Origin of the sequence: Vreelandella subglaciescola (genome assembly GCF_900142895.1) — a bacterium.
Taxonomy (GTDB): Bacteria; Pseudomonadota; Gammaproteobacteria; order Pseudomonadales; family Halomonadaceae; genus Vreelandella; species Vreelandella subglaciescola.
Genome location: NZ_LT670847.1, coordinates 2,042,734 through 2,060,160, shown reverse-complemented (window position 1 = coordinate 2,060,160; position 17,427 = coordinate 2,042,734). Strand labels below are relative to the sequence as shown.

The following is a 17,427-nucleotide window of genomic DNA, read 5'->3' as shown; positions in this document are numbered from 1 at the left end:
TTGGTGACGTCAGCCGCCCATGTCCTGTTTGTGTCGCTGATCAAGCAGCGACTGGCGCGCCTCTTCGCTGGAAATGGGCTGGCCGGGCTTTTCGCCCCATAGCATGCCGATAGGGACGGCGAAGCAGCCCGGTACCGGCAGTTTAAGGCAATGTCGGCCGGTATATATCAGCATCCCACCACGAAAGCTCTTGCCAGCCTGCGCCGCAAGCCGAGCCAGGCCTGCCGCATCTTTTTGCGGCTGTACGCTGGCGGAGCGTTTGACCTCGACGCCCCACAGTTCCTGACCACGCTCAATGACAAGATCAACTTCCACCTGATCTTTGTCCCGGTAGTGGGAAAAGCGTAGTTCCGGATCAAGCCAGGAGGCCTGAGCGATCAACTGCTCAACCACGTGGCTTTCCAGCAAAGAGCCGAAGCGCTCGGCCTCGGTCAGCCACTGCTCCGGTGCCAAACGTCCCAGCGCTGCGGCAAGCCCGGTATCCACCAAATGCAACTTGGGACTCTTGATCAACCGCTTGGCCTGGTTACGATGCCAAGCAGGTAGCCGGTGCACCAGAAACAAGCGCTCCAGAATGCTCATGTAATGGGTGGCCGTACTCCGCTCTATCCCCAGCTCCTTGCTCAGATTGCTCACGTTGAGTAGGCCGGCAGTACGGTAAGCCAATAGCTCCACCAGACGCAGCATGCTGTCTTCATCGTGGATGGCGGCAATATCGCGTACGTCGCGCTGAACGATGGCATTGAGGTATTGGCGATACCACTGGCGTGCCCGACGGGGCGGCCGACGGTTGGGTTCGGGATAACCGCCCTGACAAAGGACCTCTGCCGTGGGTGAGAGGGGCAAATGATCTGACACCATGTCGGCTGCCAACTGCCCCTCCATCAGCGTAGCCAGCAAGGTGGTGTGGCTAACGCGCTTTTCCTGCTCGGCCAGCGGGTGCAGGTAAATAACTTCCATGCGCCCGGCCAGTGAATCCTGCGCATCAGGCAGCAACAGCAGGTTGGCAGACCCCGTCAACAGAAAACGCCCCGGCTGGCGATCGCGGTCTACCACGGATTTGATGGCCAGCAGCAATTCCGGCGCCCGCTGCACTTCATCCAGGGTGACCCGTACGGGCAGGCTTTCGATGAAACCGAGCGGGTCCAGCAAAGCGGCTTCGCGTAGTGTCGGATCATCCAGGTTCAGGTAGGTGCGCTCTCGGTCGATGCGTTGAGCGAGCGTCGTCTTACCCACTTGGCGTGGCCCCAATAGACAGACCACGGGGGTGTCGGTGAGTGATTCAAGGACTCGATCACGAATCAGTCGCGGGAAATAAGAGGGTGTCATCTGGCGTCTCTGATAGCGTCTAATTGCTGCTTATCATAACGCTTAATTGATCAATAAAGTAGCGTCCAATTGATGAATAACCCTTCGGCTAATTGTTGGATAACCCTTCGTCCAATAGCGCAGTGCGGTGCCACCGCGGGTACGAGATCGCCACGTCGTTTACACCCGTTTTCTGGGTGCTGCGCTCCTCGCGATGACAGTAGCGGGAAAGATGCGCTGGCGGGTGCGCGTTATTCCAGCGCCCGGGCGACAAAATCAGCCATCGCTCGGGCGCCGGGTGAGAGGCTGCGCCCGGCGAGCTGGAGCAGGCCGATTTCGCGCTCGACCCGCGGCTCGCTCAGCGGGATAAAGCGCAGCCGCTCATACTCTTCGGGAAATGCCAGCCGGGGCAGCGTGGTCACGCCCATCCCCGCCACCAGCATCGCCGTCAGTGAAATCATGTTTGAGATGTAGAAAGCGTAGTGCTCGCGCAGCGCGGCGGCGTCAGTGCCCTGAAGCAGGCGCGAGGTGCCGTTGCCGATCAGACTTTCCTCCATCAACTCCTGCCAGTGAACTTCCTTCCGGCCCGCCAGGCGATGATCGTCGCGGCACACGACCCCCAGCGCATCACTCATCAGCGGGGTAAAGCTCAGCGCCGCATTGCCTTCCCACAGGCTGGTCAGCCCCAGATCCACCTCGCCGGCCAGCACCTGCTCGCGAACAAAATCGGCGTTGCCGTCGTGCAGGCTGACCTTGATCCCCGGATAGCGCACCACGAAATCCGCCAGTAGCCCCGGCATCAGCCGGCTGGCCACCGACGGCACCGCGGCCATATCCAGATGCCCGGCCTGCCGCTCTACCTGTGCCGTCAGCTCTCGGCTCAGCCGGTCGTGCTGGGTTATCAGCTCGCGAAAGCGCGGCACGCAGTAGCGCCCGAAAGGGGTCAGCGTGGCCTGAGCGCCGCGCTCGAACAGCGCCTCACCGAGGCGGCTTTCCAGCTCGCGAATGGCCATCGAGAGCGCCGGCTGGGTGCGGTGCAGCTGGCGGGCAGCGGCGTGGAAACCGCCTTGATCGACTACCGCCAGCACGTAGCGCAACGGGGTAATCTTGAGCTCGGGCAGCATCGCGTACCTCGCTGTTTAAGGTAAAAAGGGTGGGGAAACATGAGCGGTAAGAAAAACTGATCAAGCAGTATTTATTATTGATTATCTTTATACACGTCGCTCCCCTAGCCTGTCATCACCGTCAGGTTTGGAGGTAGTTATGACACACGCACAGTCCCAGTCTCATTCTCAGGTCCATGCGCTTTACATCAACGGCCAGTGGGTCGAGGGCGAAAGCCAGATCGAGAACCGCAACCCGTCCGACATCAGCGAGCTGGTGGGCACTTACGCGCAGGCAAGCGTTAGCCAGATGGGCGAGGCCGTTAGCGCTGCCAGGCAGGGGCAAAAGGAATGGGCCAAAACCGGCCTTGAGCACCGCTACGGCGTGCTGATGGCGATTGGCGACGAGCTGATCGCACGCAAGGCCGAGCTGGGCGAGCTGCTCGCCCGCGAGGAAGGCAAGACGCGGGCCGAAGGCGCGGGCGAAGTGCACCGCTCGGGGCAGTTCTTCCACTACTACGCCGCCGAGGTGCTGCGCCAGATCGACGAGCGCGCCGAGTCGGTACGCCCCGGCGTCGAGGTGGATATTCGCCGCGAGCCGGTGGGCGTGGTGGGCATCATCAGTCCCTGGAACTTCCCGCTGGCAACGGCGGTGTGGAAGATCGCCCCGGCGCTGGCGTTTGGCAACGCGGTGGTCTTCAAGCCTGCCAACCTGGTGCCGGCAAGCGCCTGGGCGCTGGCCGATATCATTGCCCGCCAGGGTCTTCCCGCCGGCGCCTTTAACCTGGTCATGGGACCCGGCAGTTCGGTGGGCGACGCGCTGATCTCCAACCCCGAGATCCACGCGCTGAGCTTCACCGGCTCGCTCGACGTTGGCCGCCGCGTGGCCGGTGCCACCGCCGCCAATCTGGTCAAGTGCCAGCTCGAAATGGGCTCCAAGAACGCTCTGATTGTGGCTGACGATGCCGATATCGATCTGGCCGTGGAAGCCGCCTTTAACGGCGCGTACTCCGGCACCGGGCAGAAGTGCACCGCCTCCTCAAGGCTGATCGTGACCGAAAAGGTCCACGACGCCTTCGTCGAAAAGCTGATCAAGCGGCTCAAGCAGGTCAAGGTGGGTAACGCCCTGGAAGACGGCGTGAGCTTCGGTCCGGTGGCGAGTGCCGGCCAGCTTGACTCCAACCTTGAGTGGATCGAACGCGCCCAGCGCGACGGTGCCACGCTGGCTTTCGGCGGCGAGCGCCTCGAGCGCGAGACCGACGGCTACTTTATGGCGCCGGCGCTGTTTGTCGATACCACCAACGACATGGCGATCAACCGCGAAGAAGTCTTCGGCCCCATCGCCTGCGTGATCAAGGTGGCCGATAACCATGAGGCCATCGACGTCCTCAACGACACCCAGTTCGGCCTGACCGCCGGCATCATCACCGACTCATTGGCACTTGCCACCGAGTTCAAGGCGCGCGCCGAAAGCGGCTGCGTGATGGTCAACCTGGCCACCGCCGGTACCGACTACCATGTGCCCTTTGGCGGGCGCAAAAACTCGAGCTTTGGCCCCCGCGAGCAGGGCCGCTACGCCCGCGAGTTCTACACCGTGGTCAAGACTTGCTATGTCAAAGCGAACTGAGTCAAAACGTTAAGGAGTACGCCGATGTCCAGGCAAATGCTAACCGTCGACGGCCTGCAGTATTCCAACTGGTCGCGCGAGATTTTTGAACAGATGCGCGAGGGCGGCGTCGATGCCGTCCACGCCACGTTGGTCTACCACGAAACCACCCGCGATACCCTCTCAAGGCTGGGCGAGTGGAACCGCCGCTTTGAAGAACACAGTGATTTGATCATGCCGGTGCGCGAGCCAGCGGATATTCTCCGCGCCCGGCAGCAGGGGCGGATTGGCGTCTTCCTCGGCGCCCAGAACTGCTCGCCCATCGAGGACGATATCGACATGGTCGCGGTAATGCGCGACCTGGGCCTGTTGATCATGCAGCTCACCTACAACAACCAGAGCCTGCTCGCCTGCGGCTGTTACGAAGCCGAAGACAGCGGCATTACCCGCTTCGGGCGCCAGGTGATCCGCGAGATGAACCGCGTCGGCATGGTCATCGACATGTCGCACAGCGCCGAGCGCTCGACGCTTGAGGCCATCGAGCTTTCCGAGCGTCCTGTGATTATTTCCCACGCCAACCCGGCGTCCTGGCAGCCCGCCAAGCGCAACAAGTCGGACACAGTGCTCAAGGCCATCGCCGAGAGCGACGGGCTGCTGGGCTTTTCGGCCTACCCCTTCCACCTGAAAAACGGCCCCGACTGCAGCCTGGCCGAGTACTGCGCCATGATCGCCCGCACCGCGGACCTGATTGGCGTGGAGCATCTGGGGATCGGCACCGATCTGTGCCAGAACCAGCCCGTTTCCATCCTCGAATGGATGCGTAACGGCCGCTGGTCGAAGGACATGGACTACGGCGAGGGCAGCGCCGCCAATGCCGGCTGGCCCAAGCCATTGCCCTGGCTGCGCGACAGCCGCGACTTCCCCAACCTGATTGGCGGGCTGCGCGAAGTGGGCTTTGCCGAGCACGAAGTCGCCGGCATCATGGGGCAAAACTGGGTCGCCCTGCTCGAGCGAACGACCACGCCGCAGCGGGGTGTCAGCCAGGCCGCCTGATTCATTGCCTTCGAAAGAAAACCACCACAACCCACATAGCGATATAAACAAGCAGCACCATAACAATCACAATAAGGGCCCCGCGCTTCACGGGGCCTACGCCAGAGGCCACTCTGATGTCGTCAACCAAGACCCATACCAAGACCCACGCCAAGGCATCCCCCGCCCCGCTGCCCGAGGGCCAGCACCGCTTCGGTGATCCTGTGGTGCTCGTCCTGAGCATCGGTTTTATCCTGCTGTTCGTGGGGCTCTCGCTTTACAACATCGAGCTCGTCGCCGACGCCATTGCCGCGGGCTTCGCCTGGACGGCGAAAACGCTCGGTGCCTACTTCCAGCTACTCTTGCTGCTAACCTTCCTGATCGCCATCGGCGTGACCTGTACGCCCATGGCCAGCGCGCGTATCGGCAATACGCGCACGCCCGAGCTTTCCACCTTCAAGTGGGTGTCGATCATAATGTGCACCCTGCTGGCAGGCGGCGGGGTGTTTTTTGCCGCCGGCGAGCCGATCTACCACTTCGTGGTGACGCCGCCCTCGTTCGATACCCAGGCGAGCACCGTCGACGCCATTGCCCCGGCGCTGGCACAGTCGTTCATGCACTGGGGGTTTCTCGCCTGGGCGGTACTCGGCAGCCTGACCTCAATCGTGCTGGCGCACGCGCATTACGACAAGGGCCAGCCGCTGCAGCCGCGCACCCTGCTCTATCCGATTTTCGGCGAGCGCATCATGCGCGGCACGTTCGGCGGCGTAGTCGACGCGCTGTGCGTTATCGCCGTGGTCGCCGGCACCGTGGGGCCCATCGGCTTTCTCGCCACCCAGGTGAGTTTCGGCCTGCACGAGCTGTTTGGCGTCGCCAACAGCTACACCACCCAGCTGATTATCCTGATTGGCCTCGGCGCCATCTATGTGACCTCGGCGATGACCGGCATCGACAAGGGCATTCAGCTGCTGAGCCGCCTCAACGTTTTTCTGGCGCTGGGCATCGCGGCGGTGATCTTTCTGTTCGGCCCCACGCAGTTTCTGGTCAAAGCCTTTACCCAGGGCTTTGGCGAATACCTGTCGTCGTTTTTCACCATGTCGACCATGACTTCCCAAAGCGCGCCGGACTGGTGGATGCAGTGGTGGACAGTGTTCTTCTTTGCCTGGTTTATCGGCTATGGGCCGCTGATGGCGATCTTCGTCGCACGCATCTCCAAAGGGCGCACCATTCGCCAAATGATACTGACCGTGGCCGTGCTAGCGCCCATCGCGACGACTATCTGGTTCACCCTGCTGGGCGGCTCGGGCATCTTCTATCAGTTCACCGGGGTGTTTGACCTGAGCGAGGCGCTGAACAACTTCCAGTTCGACGTGGCCACGCTGACCGTGGCGGAAACGCTGCCCGGCGGCACCTTCATGGCGCTGGCGATCCTTTTGCTGACCACCATTTTTGTCGCCACCACCGGCGATTCCATGAGCTACGCCATCTCCGTGGTTGCCGCTGGGCACGACGAGCCCAACCCGCTGATCCGCGCCTTCTGGGGCATCACCATGTCGCTGATGGCGGCTATCCTGTTGTACATGGGCGCCGGACAGATCAATGCGCTGCAGCAGTTCATCGTGCTCACCGCGATTCCGGTGTCGCTGATCCTGCTGCCGTCGCTGTGGACCGGCCCCCAGGCGGCCGTCGCCATGGCCCGCGAACAGGGGCTTATGTCACGACACGCGAAGCCGGCATCGCCCGCTCAACCGCCGTCTCGGGAGGTGTGAGATGATGGAACGTATTTCCCCGCGCGAAGAAAGCCTGCGCCTGCGCGCGCCCGAGCGGGTGATGGATCTGGAACGCCTGGGCAGCCTGCACCCCAGCCGCTTGAGCTTCGTGCGCAGTCTGGTCCGTCAGATGGCGCGCCAGCGCTGGCAGATCAGCGCCACGCGTTTCGACCTTGACGACGCCGGCCACGGCACGGCCATTTACCGGCTGCAGACGCCCTGTGGGCGCTATCACGGGGTGATTTTCTCTCAGCCCCTGCAAGACGACGCGCGCTCGGACCGCGTGATTGCCGAAGCCTGGGACGTCACCTTCGGCGTGGTCGAAGGCGACGTCGACGACGCCCTGCTCGAACAAATGGCCGCCAACGTGCCGCTGCAGGAAGCCGGGCGCCAGCATCCGCGCCTGCTGGTGCTGTCCCGCGCCAACCGCAGCCTGCGAAACTTCGCCGCTTTTAGCGATGCCCTCGCCGCCGGCCGCCAGCCCGACCCGGCGTGGCTCACTCAGGCCGGCTACCTGTACCGCACCACCGCGGTTTACGGCAACGGCAAGTTCGGCCTCGCCGACTTCGACCGGCTCAAGGACAACCCCGACTTCCAGCGGCCGTTCTCGGCCCAGATGCTGGCGGTCTACCTGCTGCGCCATTTTTCCATCCAGCAGATCGAGCACGTCGCCCGCCGCCGGTCGCCGGCGACCGCCGTGGGTCTGGCAACGCCGTTGAAACGCTATCTGGGCATCGGCAACTCCACCGGGCTGGGCATGGCACCGTTTCTGATTAACCATCCGCAGCTGATCGAGCAGTGGATCAAGAGCCGCGAGCAGGCGCTGGCCCAGATCAGCGCCCAGCCGCCGGAAGAAGCGCAGCGCGAACGGCTGCTCGCGCTGCTCAGCCGCGCCCAGCGTCACCTGGAGCAGACCGTTACCGCCGACCCCGAACAGGGGGAGCGCAACGCCGAAACGGTCGCGATGCTGCCCGAAGTGCGCATTTGGCTGGAACAGGTGCCGCTGACCAACGACCTTTGGCAGGAGCTGACCGAATGGAGCCATCGCGCCCTGTCGCTCGAAGCCCAAGAGCTGATCAACACCCTGCTGCTGGAGCTTTATCCGGCCATTGTCGAGCCGTTCGAAAACCGCATGGGCGTTAATGAGCGTCTGGAATTGACGCCGGAAATGCCGCTGGTGCGCTTCAAGCAGCTGATCGAAACCCACTACGACTGGGCGCTGACCTATGACTTCGACGACCCAGAGAACCGCTACTGGTTCTGGTACCGCTCGGTGGAAAAAGAAGAGCCGCGCCTCGGGGTACGCGGCCATGAGCCCGGCGTCGACCGCGAGCTCAAGCTGGCCATCGCCCCTCGGGTGGCCGACACCCACCGCGTCGTTGCCGAGTATTTAAGCGACCACCCGCGCGCCATGGTGGTAGATTTTCTGATCCAGCATTCCCGCTACAAGGACATCGTGCGGCGCATTCAGACCATGGCGGAAACGCCGCTGGGCGAGATTCGCGCCAATCTCTGGGCCCGCGACATGAAGCCCATGCACCTGCTGCGCACCAAACTGTCGTTCTTCGGCGCCAGCCGCTTCGACCCCAAGTCGGACCGCTGGGTACGCATCACCCTGTTTCAGGGCGCGCCGCTGGTCGAGGAGCTCAACGCCGAGCCCGATGACCTGCGCGATTTCGACGACTGGAGCTTTCCGCTGGAACCCACGCTCGACGCGCTACCCGAAAGCACCATTAGCAACGCCCGCACCACCGCCATACCCGGAGCCACGTCATGAAAGTCTCCTATAACGAACTACAGGGACTCTGCCGCAAAGCCTTTCAGGGGCTGAATTTTGAGGACGGCGACGCCAGCGATGCCGCCGACATGGTGGCCTGGATGCAGCTCTACGAGCTCAACGGGCTGGAGGCGCTCAACCGTGGCCTTGACTACCTGCTGGCCGAACAGCAGACAGAAGAGCGTGCGCCGATCCTGCTCTACGCCGACGACGATCTGGCGGTGCTCGACGGCCAGGGCCACAGCGTTTTACAAAGTTCCAGCCTGGCACTGGAGCTGGGCTTCGCCAAGGCGCGCGCCCGCGGCCTTGCAGTGATCAAGATCCGTCGCTGTCACAACCGACAGCTGATCATGGGTTATCTGGCGCGCATCGCCGGACGCGGGATGAACGTCACTGCCTTCTGGCGCAACGCCCAGAATCCGCTGACCGAGCAGGTGGTCGGCTTTCGTGCCAACAGCTCGGTGCCCGAAATCCGCGTGTACGCGGTGACCCAGGTGCCCGAAGAAAACGAGCCCAACGACGGCGTCACGCTGGTGCTTGCCAACCACGTCGAGCTGCTGCCCTCGATGCGTTCGGAATACGACTACGACCTGCTGGCCTGCCACAAGGAATCAGCGCTCATTGCCAGCCGCGAACGCGCCATGCTCGACGGCATCACCATCGACGACGCCGTATGGGAAAAGCTCAAACACCTGGCCACGCGGATGCTGGTCGAGTCCACCGACGCCTCGCGCAGCGGTGCCGGCCCCGGCACCACCGACAGCGACTGAAGTTAAAGAGATTGAGTTACAGCAGCGGTTCCAGCGGCAGAAAGGACAGCAGCGACACCCAGAAACGTTTGAACGGGCCGGTTTCCGGCTCGTGATCGTGGCGTATCTGTTCACCGTTGTGGCGCTCGATCCAGCGCACATCGCCATTCTCAAGCGCCAGTTCGTAGGCGCTTTGCGGCACTTCTTCGGCGAAGCTATCTGTCATCTCGGTGGCAAGTTTGGGGCTTTCAATCAAAAAGCCGATCTCGGTATTGATGTTGGTCGAGCGCGGATCAAAGTTGAACGAGCCAATAAACAATACCTCGCCGTCAATGGCGAAGGTCTTGGCATGCAGGCTTGAGGCGGAGCTGCCCATAACGCCGGCGCGGGGGCGCTTGTTCCCCGTGGATGCCGTGCGCTGCATTTCATAAAGCGTCACGTCGGCTTTCAGCAGCGGCTTGCGGTATTTGGCATAGCCTGCGTGAACAAAGGCCACATCGTTGGCCGCCAGCGAATTGGTCAGCACCGTGACCTCGACGCCCTGGGCTTCAAGCTCGCCAAACAGGGCCACGCCTGATTCAGTGGGCACAAAATAAGGCGACACCAGCGTCACCGAGGCGCGCGGCTGATCAAGCGCTGCCGAGAGCTGGCGGCTCATCAGGCGCTCATCCTGTCCTTTACCCAGCGCTTTTTCGGGATCGTCGCTGATCACCGAGACATGGGCCCAAGTCATCGCAAGCGATTTATCCAGCAGGCGCTGGAGGAAGTCGGACTGCTCAAGCGCCTCCAGATACTGCTGGGTATCAGGACCATCTTCCGGCGGCGCAAGGGTCTCGTCGAGCACCGCTTGTGGCGTTTCCACCGCGGGCAGCAGCTGGTCAACGGGGTACGCCGAGGTGCTGGCCCAGTAGCGGTCGAAATCCTCGCCTACCTGCCGCGCCGCAGGGCCCAGCGCGAGGACGTCAAGGTCGGCAAACTGGCTTTGCCGGTTGGCGCCAAAGTATTCGTCGGCCACGTTACGCCCGCCAATAATGCTGGCCTGACTATCGGCAGTGAACGACTTGTTGTGCATGCGGTGGTTGAGCCGCGGAAACTCCCACAGATACCCGATCCACTTGGGCCGACGCACGGGAAAGGGGTTGAACAGCCTGACCTCGATATTGGCGTGCGCATTTAACGCGGCAAGCGACGTATCCAGCCCGGCAATGCCGTTATCGTCCAGCAGCAGACGCACCCTCACGCCGCGCTCGGCAGCCTCCCGCAGCGCCTTGAGCAACAGCCGGCCGGTGGTATCGTCGGCCCAGATGTAATATTGCACGTCGAGGGTTTTGTCGGCGCCTTCGGCGAGCATGGCCCGGGCGGTAAAGGCGTCCAGCGAATCCTCCAGCGGATAGATCCCGCTGACGCCGTCGGGGCGGTCCTTCAGGCGCGCTTGCACCGCCCGGCCCAGGGAGGTCTCGGCCGTCTGGGCCGGTGATAGCACCTGACTGGCCACGCGCGAGTCGGGCGGCGGCAGCGCACAGCCCCCCAGCGTTAGCGTCGCGGCAAGGACAGTGGTCAACATAAAAACAGGGCGAATAAAGGCAAGCACGTCAGCGTTCCATGGGTTTTGGCCGGGGCAATAAGCGTTGGAATTATCAGGTCAGGCGGGCGTTATTCTCCCACCAGCCATCTTGCACGGTGGTGGCACTGTTCACCCAGCAGCGGAGCGATTTCCGCAAACACCGCGCTGAGCGTTGCATCCACGCCCCAGGGCGGGTTGATCACCAGCATACCGCTGCCATACATGCCGTGGGTGGCGCTGCCCGCCGGGCGCTGAGCAAGCTCGCTGCGCCAGATGTTACGGATACCGCTGGCCGCCAGATTATCCGCCAGCGCATGATGATGCCCCGCCGGCAGCAGCGGGTACCACACCAGCACAATGGCATGGCGCGCCTTGGCCAGAGTGAAGCGCACGGCCTCGGCGACTTCCTTGTACTCCTCTTTGCGCTCAAAGCTCGGGTCAATCAGCACGCAAAGCCGCGGGGTGGGCACGGGTAGCTGCCGCTTCAGGCCTTCAAGGCCGTCGCCAAAAATACGCGCGGCATTACCCGCAAGCGGCTGTTCGCTGAGGTGACGGTGCTCGCCGGGGTGCAGTTCATAAAGGCGCAGCCTGTCCTGCTCGCGCAGCGCTTGGCCCAGCCACCACGGCGAACCGGGGTAATGGGTCAGCGTTGCCGCATCGGGTTGGGCATCGCCAAGAGTCTGGCACCATTCGCCCAGCAGCGGCTGGCTCACCCGGCGTCTGGCCTGCCAGACGGGTTCAACCCCGTGGCTGTGCTCCTGCAGTCGCTGGCTTTCGCTCGCGCTTAGCGGATACAGCCCTCGCCCGGCGTGAGTATCGATATATGTAATGGCTGATTTTTTACGTAATAAGTGGCGCGAGACCGCAAACAGCGCAAGATGCTTGTGTACATCGGCAAAATTGCCGGCGTGATACGCGTGCTGATACGAAAGCATGACAACCTGCCGTACAAACGGTAGTTAACAACCATCGTTAACAACAATAGTTAACGACAATAAAAAGCCCGCCATACCGTCAGGCTGGCGGGCTGTGGCTCAGCGGAATATACCGCTCAAAGGATCAGTAGCGGGGCTGGCCTTGACCCTGTCCTTGGCGCTGGCCGTTGCCGGCATTGCCGGTTGGCGTGAGGGTGATTTCCACGCGGCGGTTTTGTGCGCGGCCGGCATCCGAGTTATTGCTCGCGACCGGCTGGCTTTCACCGTAGCCCACCGGGTTCAGGCGCGACGATGAAACACCGCTCTGCCCCAGGTAGTTACCCACCGACTGCGCCCGACGCTCGGACAACTGTTGGTTGTAGTTGGCATCCCCGGTGCTGTCGGTATGGCCGGCAATGTTCACCCGGGTGTCGGTGTACTGGCGCAGCACGTTGGAGACTTCGTTCAGCGCGCTTTGTGCCTGGCCGGTCAGCTGGGCTGAATCAAAGCCGAACGTCACGCTGCTGGGCATGTTGAGCACGATGTCGTCGCCGCGACGATCGACTTCAATGCGCGAACCCTGCAGGCCTTCGCGCAGCTGGTTTTCCTGACGATCCATATAGGCGCCCACGCCGGCACCGGCGGCGGCACCCACAGCGGCGCCAATCAGCGCGCGGTCGCGGCGGCTGGTGCTACCATCGCCCGAAAGCGCACCGGCAGCGGCACCCACAACTGCGCCAATGCCAGTACCCACGCCCGTTTTGGAGCGCTGCGTCTGGCCACCGTTGTTTTGCCCGCCGTAGGGGCTTTGCGAGGCACAGCCGGCCAGCAGAATGGCCGCGGCCAGTGGCACCATCACTCGAGTCATGCGCATTGGTTTCTCCTTCAGGGATAATTAAAAATTGCGGTTCAGGTGTTGCTGATATCCGCCAGCAATTCATTCAAGAATAATAGACCTTGGGGCGTAGGTTGCAGTCTTTCCGGTGTTTCCTGCAAAAGTCCTTTATTAACGGCACTCTGTAACTGCTTTTGTAACACGTCATGCGCCTGCCCGGTGTGCGCTGGCCAAAGCGTGGCATCAACGCCTTCGGTCAAACGCAGCGCGTTCATGCAGAACTCAAGCGGCAGCTCGGCGGCCGTCACTTCGCGCTTGCCGGCGATAAACCCGCGCATATCCTGCAGGCGCTGCAAGTAGGCCTCCGGCTGACGGGTTTTCCAGCGCCGTTCGATGGCCCATTGGCCACGCTCATCAATGCGGCTTACCTTGCCGTGAGCGCCGGCGCCGATGCCCAGATAGTCACCAAACTGCCAGTAATTGAGGTTATGCCGGCTTGGATAACCTTGACGCGCGTAGGCGGATATTTCATAGCGCGAAAAACCCGCCTGCTGCAAGCGCGCGTGCCCCAGATCCTGAATATCCCACAGCGCTTCTTCTTCGGGCAGCGCCGGCGGATGGGTATGAAACGCGGTGTTGGGCTCAAGCGTGAGCTGATACCAGGAAATGTGCCGGGGCGATAGCGCCAGCGCGCGTTCGATATCATCCAGCGCCAGCGCCGGCGTTTGCCCCGGCAGGCCGTGCATCAGGTCGATATTGTAGTTATCAAAGCCGGCGGCGCGGGCCTGGGTGACGGCAAGCGTGGCTTCGTCACCGCTGTGAATGCGCCCCAGCGCTTCCAGCTGGTCCGCCTGAAAGCTCTGAATCCCCAGCGAAAGCCGGTTGATACCCGCGTCGCGGTAGCCGCTGAAGCGATCCTGCTCGGTGGTGCCGGGGTTGGCTTCCAGGGTGATTTCGATATCCGGGGCAAACGCGAGGCGCTTGTGAATTTCCGTCAGCAGGCTTTGATAAAAACCGGGCGACAGCAGGCTGGGCGTACCGCCACCGATAAAAATCGACGTCAGCGGGCGCCCGTCGGCAAGCGTCAGATCGTGATCCAGATCTTTCAACAGTGCCTGCAGGTAAGCGCTTTCAGGCAGCTCGCGACGGCCTGACTCGTGCGAATTGAAATCGCAGTAGGGGCATTTACGTACGCACCAGGGCGTATGTATGTAAAGCGATAGCGGCGGCAGCCTGTTTATACCGGATTGAGTCATACCGGACTGAATAACGTCACCTTGAGTCATAACGCCCCTTGCCCGTGCGCCATCTCGAGTTTATCGACCAAGGCGCCAAGCGCGCGGCCACGGTGGCTCAGGCGGTTCTTTTCATCGGCGGTCAGCTCGGCGGCGCTCATCGCCTGTTTGGGCATCCAGAACAGCGGGTCATAGCCAAAACCACCGTCACCCCGGGCATGCGCCAGCACTTCGCCTTCCCAGCTGCGCTGGACGATAACCGGCACCGGATCATCCGCATGGCGTAAATACACCAGCACGCACCAGTAACGTCCGGTGCGCTGCCCTTCAGGGCAGTCGGCAAGCTCGCTCAGCAGTTTGGCGTTGTTGCGCGCATCGTCTTTGGGCTCGCCGGCGTAGCGGGCCGAGTAAATGCCGGGTTGGCCATCGAGCGCATCCACTTCCAGCCCCGAGTCGTCGGCCAGTGCCGGCAAACCGCTCACCCGGCTGGCTTCGCGTGCCTTGATCAGCGCGTTTTCCACAAAGGTCAGTCCAGTTTCTTTAACGTCCCGCACGCCAAAGTCGGCCTGTGGCCGTACGTCGATACCCAGCGGGCGGAGGAGCTGGTTGAACTCGGTCAGTTTCCCTGCGTTGCCGCTGGCCAGGACGAGGGTGCGTGTTGCGGTCATATCGATGTCTCCTTGGCAGCCGGACAGTGTACGCCGGGCGTCGGCTCACCAAAAGAGCCGCCTTCGGCATACAAAAAATTAGTTACAAATAATTACACTAAAAATTTCTGAAATATTTAACTTAATAAAAACATCTACTTAATAAAAAACAGGGAAATCACTCATCTTTAATTGTAACTTTATTTTACAAAATGAGCGCATTGAACAACACTTCCCGTGATGCTTGCTCATCCTTTCTCTGCATGAGGATCATTTCCATGGCGCAGGATAAAAGTACCGGTACTGTTTATCTCATTACCGAAAAAAGCCCACAAACTCAGCTATTTGCTGATTATCTTGCCGAGCATACCTGCTGTGAGATTCGCGTTCAGGCGCCTGCTGCCACTTTTAGTGCCACGGTGGCAGACCGCGCGCTGCTGTTAATCGACAGCGATCATATCGCCGCCGATGCACTCCCCGCCTGGCAGGAGTCGCTGCCGGAGTCACTCGTCAAAGCACCTATAGCAGCGCTTAACGTCAGCGACCTGGATCACGCGCTCAGGGCGCTGACCTGCACGCAGCTAAAGGGCATTTTTTATCGTAACGAAAGCCTGGAAGTGATTTGTAAAGGTATCCACACCCTGCTCGGCGGAGACTTGTGGATGTCGCGAGATCTGATGGCGCGGCTGATTCTGTTCTATCGCAAGTACCAGAGCAATGCCTTTCGCCCGGCCTGTGGCTTGACCAATCGGGAAATGGAAATCATCTCGCTGCTAAGCGCCGGCTCTTCCAATCAGCAAATTGCCGAAAAGCTGTTTGTCAGCGAGCACACGGTGAAGTCTCACCTTTACAACATCTTTCGCAAAATCAACGTGCATAACCGTATTCAGGCGCTCAACTGGATACACCAGAACCTGGGCCCACTGGTCCCCAACGCTGACACCGTTCGCAACCTTCAGCAGCGTCCTGAAGAATAATGTGCAACGCCCGGTGCCGCCGGGGTTACGCCGCATGATGGCGGCAAGGATAGGTTTTTCTATGCGTGCTTGCCCTTTTACCCATGTGCTGTTGCCGATAGGCATGCTTGCGGCGGTATGGATGACGACCGCCCATGCTCAGGAATCGGCCTCCGCCCTGCCCGACGCCGCGCAACGCCAGCAGGCACAACGCCAGGCCGAAGAAGAAAAAATCCAATCGATCAACCGCGTGGAAAGCCCTGATGGCCCCGCTGTACAGCCATCGCCCTCGGGCAGCGAGCTGACCGGCGTGATGGTGGATCGCACCGTCACCATGGCGGGCAAAACCTTCTACCGCGCCTTTAGCCAACAGGCAATGGGCAACCCGGTGATTGGCAATGCCACGATTACCATTCGTGAACGTCCGGATGCGCGATGGGGCAGCCAGCTATGGGTCATGGAAGGCAACCGTATGTATTTCCGTACGCAGCTGTCGCCCAAAATCAATGAAGCCGATCGCACCGCTGAAGAAGCCGTGCAGGTCGTGGAAAAAGCGATTTTGCGCCAGCGGCTTAAAGCCGCCATTACCTCTGATAAAGACCTGGGAAGCGAGGAGTTATTCTAATGACATCCATGATCCGGAAAAGCCGCTCCCTCAGGAGCGCCAAGTGCTTCACCATCGCCGCGGCACTCTGCCTTGCGCCACTTTCAGGCTACGCCGGCGAGCTGGTGTACCAGCCTATAAACCCATCGTTCGGCGGTGACCCTTTCGTCGGTAGCTACCTGCTGGGCAAGGCCCAGGCCCAGGACACCAACAAGGATCCCAACCTGCGGCGCTCAACGCCAACGTCAGCGACAGAGCGTTTGCTGCAGAGCCTGGAGAGCCGATTGATATCCCAGCTTATCGCTGACGTCAGCGCGGGTGATGTCAGCCAGGGCAGCTTTGACAGCGACGAATTTGGCGTCGTGGTCAGCGATGAAGGCGGCGAGCTGGTGGTTCGCGTCGTCGACAAGCTCACAGGTGACGTCACCAATATCAGCGTCGGTGGACTGTTCAACCCCTGATAAAGACCTGATTCAGAAAACATGCAAATTGTTACCGTCACGCAGGAGAATAATAATTATGAAAGCAACAGCCATCCTTGTGTTATGCGGCGTACTCAGCGGCTGTGCCGGCGTCGTTGCTAATTCGGAGCACCTTGAAGGTGTTGAAGCCACGTTGACTCCACGCGGTGCCACCTATCAGGACCTGGTGTCGCTACCACCACCCTCCGGTCGCATCTTTGTCTCGGTGTACGACTTCCGCGATCAGACTGGCCAATACCGCCCGGCACCGGCCAGCACCTTCTCTACCGCGGTAACCCAGGGGGCAGCCGCCATGCTCACCGGTGCGCTGGCCGATTCAGGCTGGTTTATTCCACTGGAGCGTATCGGCCTGCAAAACCTGCTGACCGAGCGTCGTATCATCCGCGCCGAGTTCGAGCGCTTTGGCCGCCCGGATACCCTGCCGTCGCTGCGTTCGGCCTCGGTCATGCTTGAGGGGGGCATTATTGCCTATGAGTCCAACATACGTACCGGCGGCGCAGGCGCGGAGTATTTCGGCATTGGCGCGTCCGGTGAATACCAGGTCGACCAGGTGACGGTGACCCTACGCGCGGTCGAAATCTCGACCGGTGAAGTGCTGGCCAACGTTAATACCACCAAAACCATCTATTCCAAAGAGGTGCGGGCAGGTATCTATCGCTTTATTGATTTTCGCCGCTTGCTGGAAGTTGAAGCAGGTATTACCCCGCCTTATTCATCAGGACGCCGAACGAGCGTTTTACGTCCCGTGGTGACCGGGACCGACCGGCTTTTATGTCATACGGTCGCTGAGTAGCCGATTAGCACATAGCTTTATCGTATCAATGCCGTGATATTTATAACTGAAGT

16 protein-coding genes are annotated in these 17,427 nt (G+C 61.2%); 9 read left to right on the top strand and 7 right to left on the bottom strand.

The window, feature by feature from the left end:
- Window positions 1–9: 9 nt before the first annotated feature.
- Complete coding sequence (locus tag B5495_RS09640; RefSeq protein WP_079553295.1) at window positions 10–1,329, bottom strand: ATP-binding protein; 1,320 nt, start codon at window positions 1,327–1,329, stop codon at window positions 10–12.
- A gap of 230 nt (window positions 1,330–1,559) precedes the next feature.
- Window positions 1,560–2,432: a LysR substrate-binding domain-containing protein gene (locus B5495_RS09635; RefSeq protein ID WP_079553294.1), complete on the bottom strand. Its 873-nt coding sequence runs from the start codon at window positions 2,430–2,432 to the stop codon at window positions 1,560–1,562.
- A gap of 139 nt (window positions 2,433–2,571) precedes the next feature.
- Between B5495_RS09635 and B5495_RS09630 the strand changes: the two genes are divergently transcribed.
- From B5495_RS09630 to B5495_RS09610, 5 genes are all read left to right on the top strand, one after another.
- Window positions 2,572–4,038 carry an aldehyde dehydrogenase family protein gene (locus B5495_RS09630; RefSeq protein WP_079553292.1) on the top strand — a complete coding sequence of 489 codons (1,467 nt, stop codon included), beginning with the start codon at window positions 2,572–2,574 and terminating at the stop codon, window positions 4,036–4,038.
- Between the two features lie 24 nt (window positions 4,039–4,062).
- The gene (locus B5495_RS09625; protein WP_172824550.1) at window positions 4,063–5,070 is read left to right on the top strand and encodes a dipeptidase; all 1,008 of its coding nucleotides are present in this window, start codon (window positions 4,063–4,065) and stop codon (window positions 5,068–5,070) included.
- A 116-nt stretch (window positions 5,071–5,186) separates the two neighbouring features.
- Entirely contained in the window at window positions 5,187–6,818 is a 1,632-nt protein-coding gene (locus B5495_RS09620; protein WP_079553290.1) for a BCCT family transporter, read from the top strand.
- A gap of 1 nt (window position 6,819) precedes the next feature.
- Window positions 6,820–8,595, top strand: coding sequence for a hypothetical protein (locus B5495_RS09615; protein WP_079553289.1), 1,776 nt, complete (start codon window positions 6,820–6,822; stop codon window positions 8,593–8,595).
- Entirely contained in the window at window positions 8,592–9,365 is a 774-nt protein-coding gene (locus B5495_RS09610) for a DUF3726 domain-containing protein (RefSeq protein ID WP_079553287.1), read from the top strand. Before B5495_RS09615 ends, B5495_RS09610 begins: the two co-directional genes overlap by 4 nt.
- 16 nt (window positions 9,366–9,381) lie before the next feature.
- Here B5495_RS09610 and B5495_RS09605 read toward each other — a convergent pair whose 3' ends face one another.
- The 5 genes from B5495_RS09605 to rdgB form a co-directional block, all read right to left on the bottom strand.
- Window positions 9,382–10,908, bottom strand: a complete 1,527-nt coding sequence (locus tag B5495_RS09605; RefSeq protein ID WP_079555022.1) for a phospholipase D family protein — start codon at window positions 10,906–10,908, stop codon at window positions 9,382–9,384.
- An 89-nt stretch (window positions 10,909–10,997) separates the two neighbouring features.
- Window positions 10,998–11,843: a 23S rRNA (adenine(2030)-N(6))-methyltransferase RlmJ gene (locus tag B5495_RS09600; protein WP_079553285.1), complete on the bottom strand. Its 846-nt coding sequence runs from the start codon at window positions 11,841–11,843 to the stop codon at window positions 10,998–11,000.
- Window positions 11,844–11,967: 124 nt separating this feature from the next.
- Complete coding sequence (locus tag B5495_RS09595; RefSeq protein ID WP_079553284.1) at window positions 11,968–12,696, bottom strand: YiaD family glycine zipper/OmpA-like lipoprotein; 729 nt, start codon at window positions 12,694–12,696, stop codon at window positions 11,968–11,970.
- A 35-nt stretch (window positions 12,697–12,731) separates the two neighbouring features.
- Window positions 12,732–13,943, bottom strand: a complete 1,212-nt coding sequence (gene hemW / locus B5495_RS09590) for a radical SAM family heme chaperone HemW (protein ID WP_172824549.1) — start codon at window positions 13,941–13,943, stop codon at window positions 12,732–12,734.
- Window positions 13,940–14,560, bottom strand: coding sequence for an RdgB/HAM1 family non-canonical purine NTP pyrophosphatase (gene rdgB / locus B5495_RS09585; protein ID WP_079553282.1), 621 nt, complete (start codon window positions 14,558–14,560; stop codon window positions 13,940–13,942). Before rdgB ends, hemW begins: the two co-directional genes overlap by 4 nt.
- A gap of 257 nt (window positions 14,561–14,817) precedes the next feature.
- Here rdgB and B5495_RS09580 point away from each other — a divergent pair, with 257 nt between their 5' ends.
- From B5495_RS09580 to B5495_RS09565, 4 genes are all read left to right on the top strand, one after another.
- Window positions 14,818–15,516, top strand: a complete 699-nt coding sequence (locus tag B5495_RS09580; RefSeq protein ID WP_079553281.1) for a response regulator transcription factor — start codon at window positions 14,818–14,820, stop codon at window positions 15,514–15,516.
- A 61-nt stretch (window positions 15,517–15,577) separates the two neighbouring features.
- The gene (locus B5495_RS09575) at window positions 15,578–16,120 is read left to right on the top strand and encodes a curli production assembly/transport protein CsgE (protein ID WP_231897152.1); all 543 of its coding nucleotides are present in this window, start codon (window positions 15,578–15,580) and stop codon (window positions 16,118–16,120) included.
- Window positions 16,120–16,560, top strand: coding sequence for a curli assembly protein CsgF (locus B5495_RS09570; protein WP_079553279.1), 441 nt, complete (start codon window positions 16,120–16,122; stop codon window positions 16,558–16,560). The genes B5495_RS09575 and B5495_RS09570 overlap by 1 nt, the downstream gene beginning before the upstream one ends.
- Before the next feature lie 58 nt (window positions 16,561–16,618).
- Window positions 16,619–17,374, top strand: coding sequence for a CsgG/HfaB family protein (locus B5495_RS09565; protein ID WP_079553277.1), 756 nt, complete (start codon window positions 16,619–16,621; stop codon window positions 17,372–17,374).
- Window positions 17,375–17,427 lie beyond the last annotated feature (53 nt).

Bases quoted from the DNA above. Each gene is read 5' to 3' on its own strand.
- B5495_RS09640 (WP_079553295.1), bottom strand. From the start codon at position 1,329: ATGACACCCTCTTATTTCCCGCGACTGATTCGTGATCGAGTCCTTGAA.
- B5495_RS09635 (WP_079553294.1), bottom strand. From the start codon at position 2,432: ATGCTGCCCGAGCTCAAGATTACCCCGTTGCGCTACGTGCTGGCGGTA.
- B5495_RS09630 (WP_079553292.1), top strand. From the start codon at position 2,572: ATGACACACGCACAGTCCCAGTCTCATTCTCAGGTCCATGCGCTTTAC.
- B5495_RS09625 (WP_172824550.1), top strand. From the start codon at position 4,063: ATGTCCAGGCAAATGCTAACCGTCGACGGCCTGCAGTATTCCAACTGG.
- B5495_RS09620 (WP_079553290.1), top strand. From the start codon at position 5,187: ATGTCGTCAACCAAGACCCATACCAAGACCCACGCCAAGGCATCCCCC.
- B5495_RS09615 (WP_079553289.1), top strand. From the start codon at position 6,820: ATGATGGAACGTATTTCCCCGCGCGAAGAAAGCCTGCGCCTGCGCGCG.
- B5495_RS09610 (WP_079553287.1), top strand. From the start codon at position 8,592: ATGAAAGTCTCCTATAACGAACTACAGGGACTCTGCCGCAAAGCCTTT.
- B5495_RS09605 (WP_079555022.1), bottom strand. From the start codon at position 10,908: ATGTTGACCACTGTCCTTGCCGCGACGCTAACGCTGGGGGGCTGTGCG.
- B5495_RS09600 (WP_079553285.1), bottom strand. From the start codon at position 11,843: ATGCTTTCGTATCAGCACGCGTATCACGCCGGCAATTTTGCCGATGTA.
- B5495_RS09595 (WP_079553284.1), bottom strand. From the start codon at position 12,696: ATGCGCATGACTCGAGTGATGGTGCCACTGGCCGCGGCCATTCTGCTG.
- hemW (WP_172824549.1), bottom strand. From the start codon at position 13,943: ATGACTCAAGGTGACGTTATTCAGTCCGGTATGACTCAATCCGGTATA.
- rdgB (WP_079553282.1), bottom strand. From the start codon at position 14,560: ATGACCGCAACACGCACCCTCGTCCTGGCCAGCGGCAACGCAGGGAAA.
- B5495_RS09580 (WP_079553281.1), top strand. From the start codon at position 14,818: ATGGCGCAGGATAAAAGTACCGGTACTGTTTATCTCATTACCGAAAAA.
- B5495_RS09575 (WP_231897152.1), top strand. From the start codon at position 15,578: ATGCGTGCTTGCCCTTTTACCCATGTGCTGTTGCCGATAGGCATGCTT.
- B5495_RS09570 (WP_079553279.1), top strand. From the start codon at position 16,120: ATGACATCCATGATCCGGAAAAGCCGCTCCCTCAGGAGCGCCAAGTGC.
- B5495_RS09565 (WP_079553277.1), top strand. From the start codon at position 16,619: ATGAAAGCAACAGCCATCCTTGTGTTATGCGGCGTACTCAGCGGCTGT.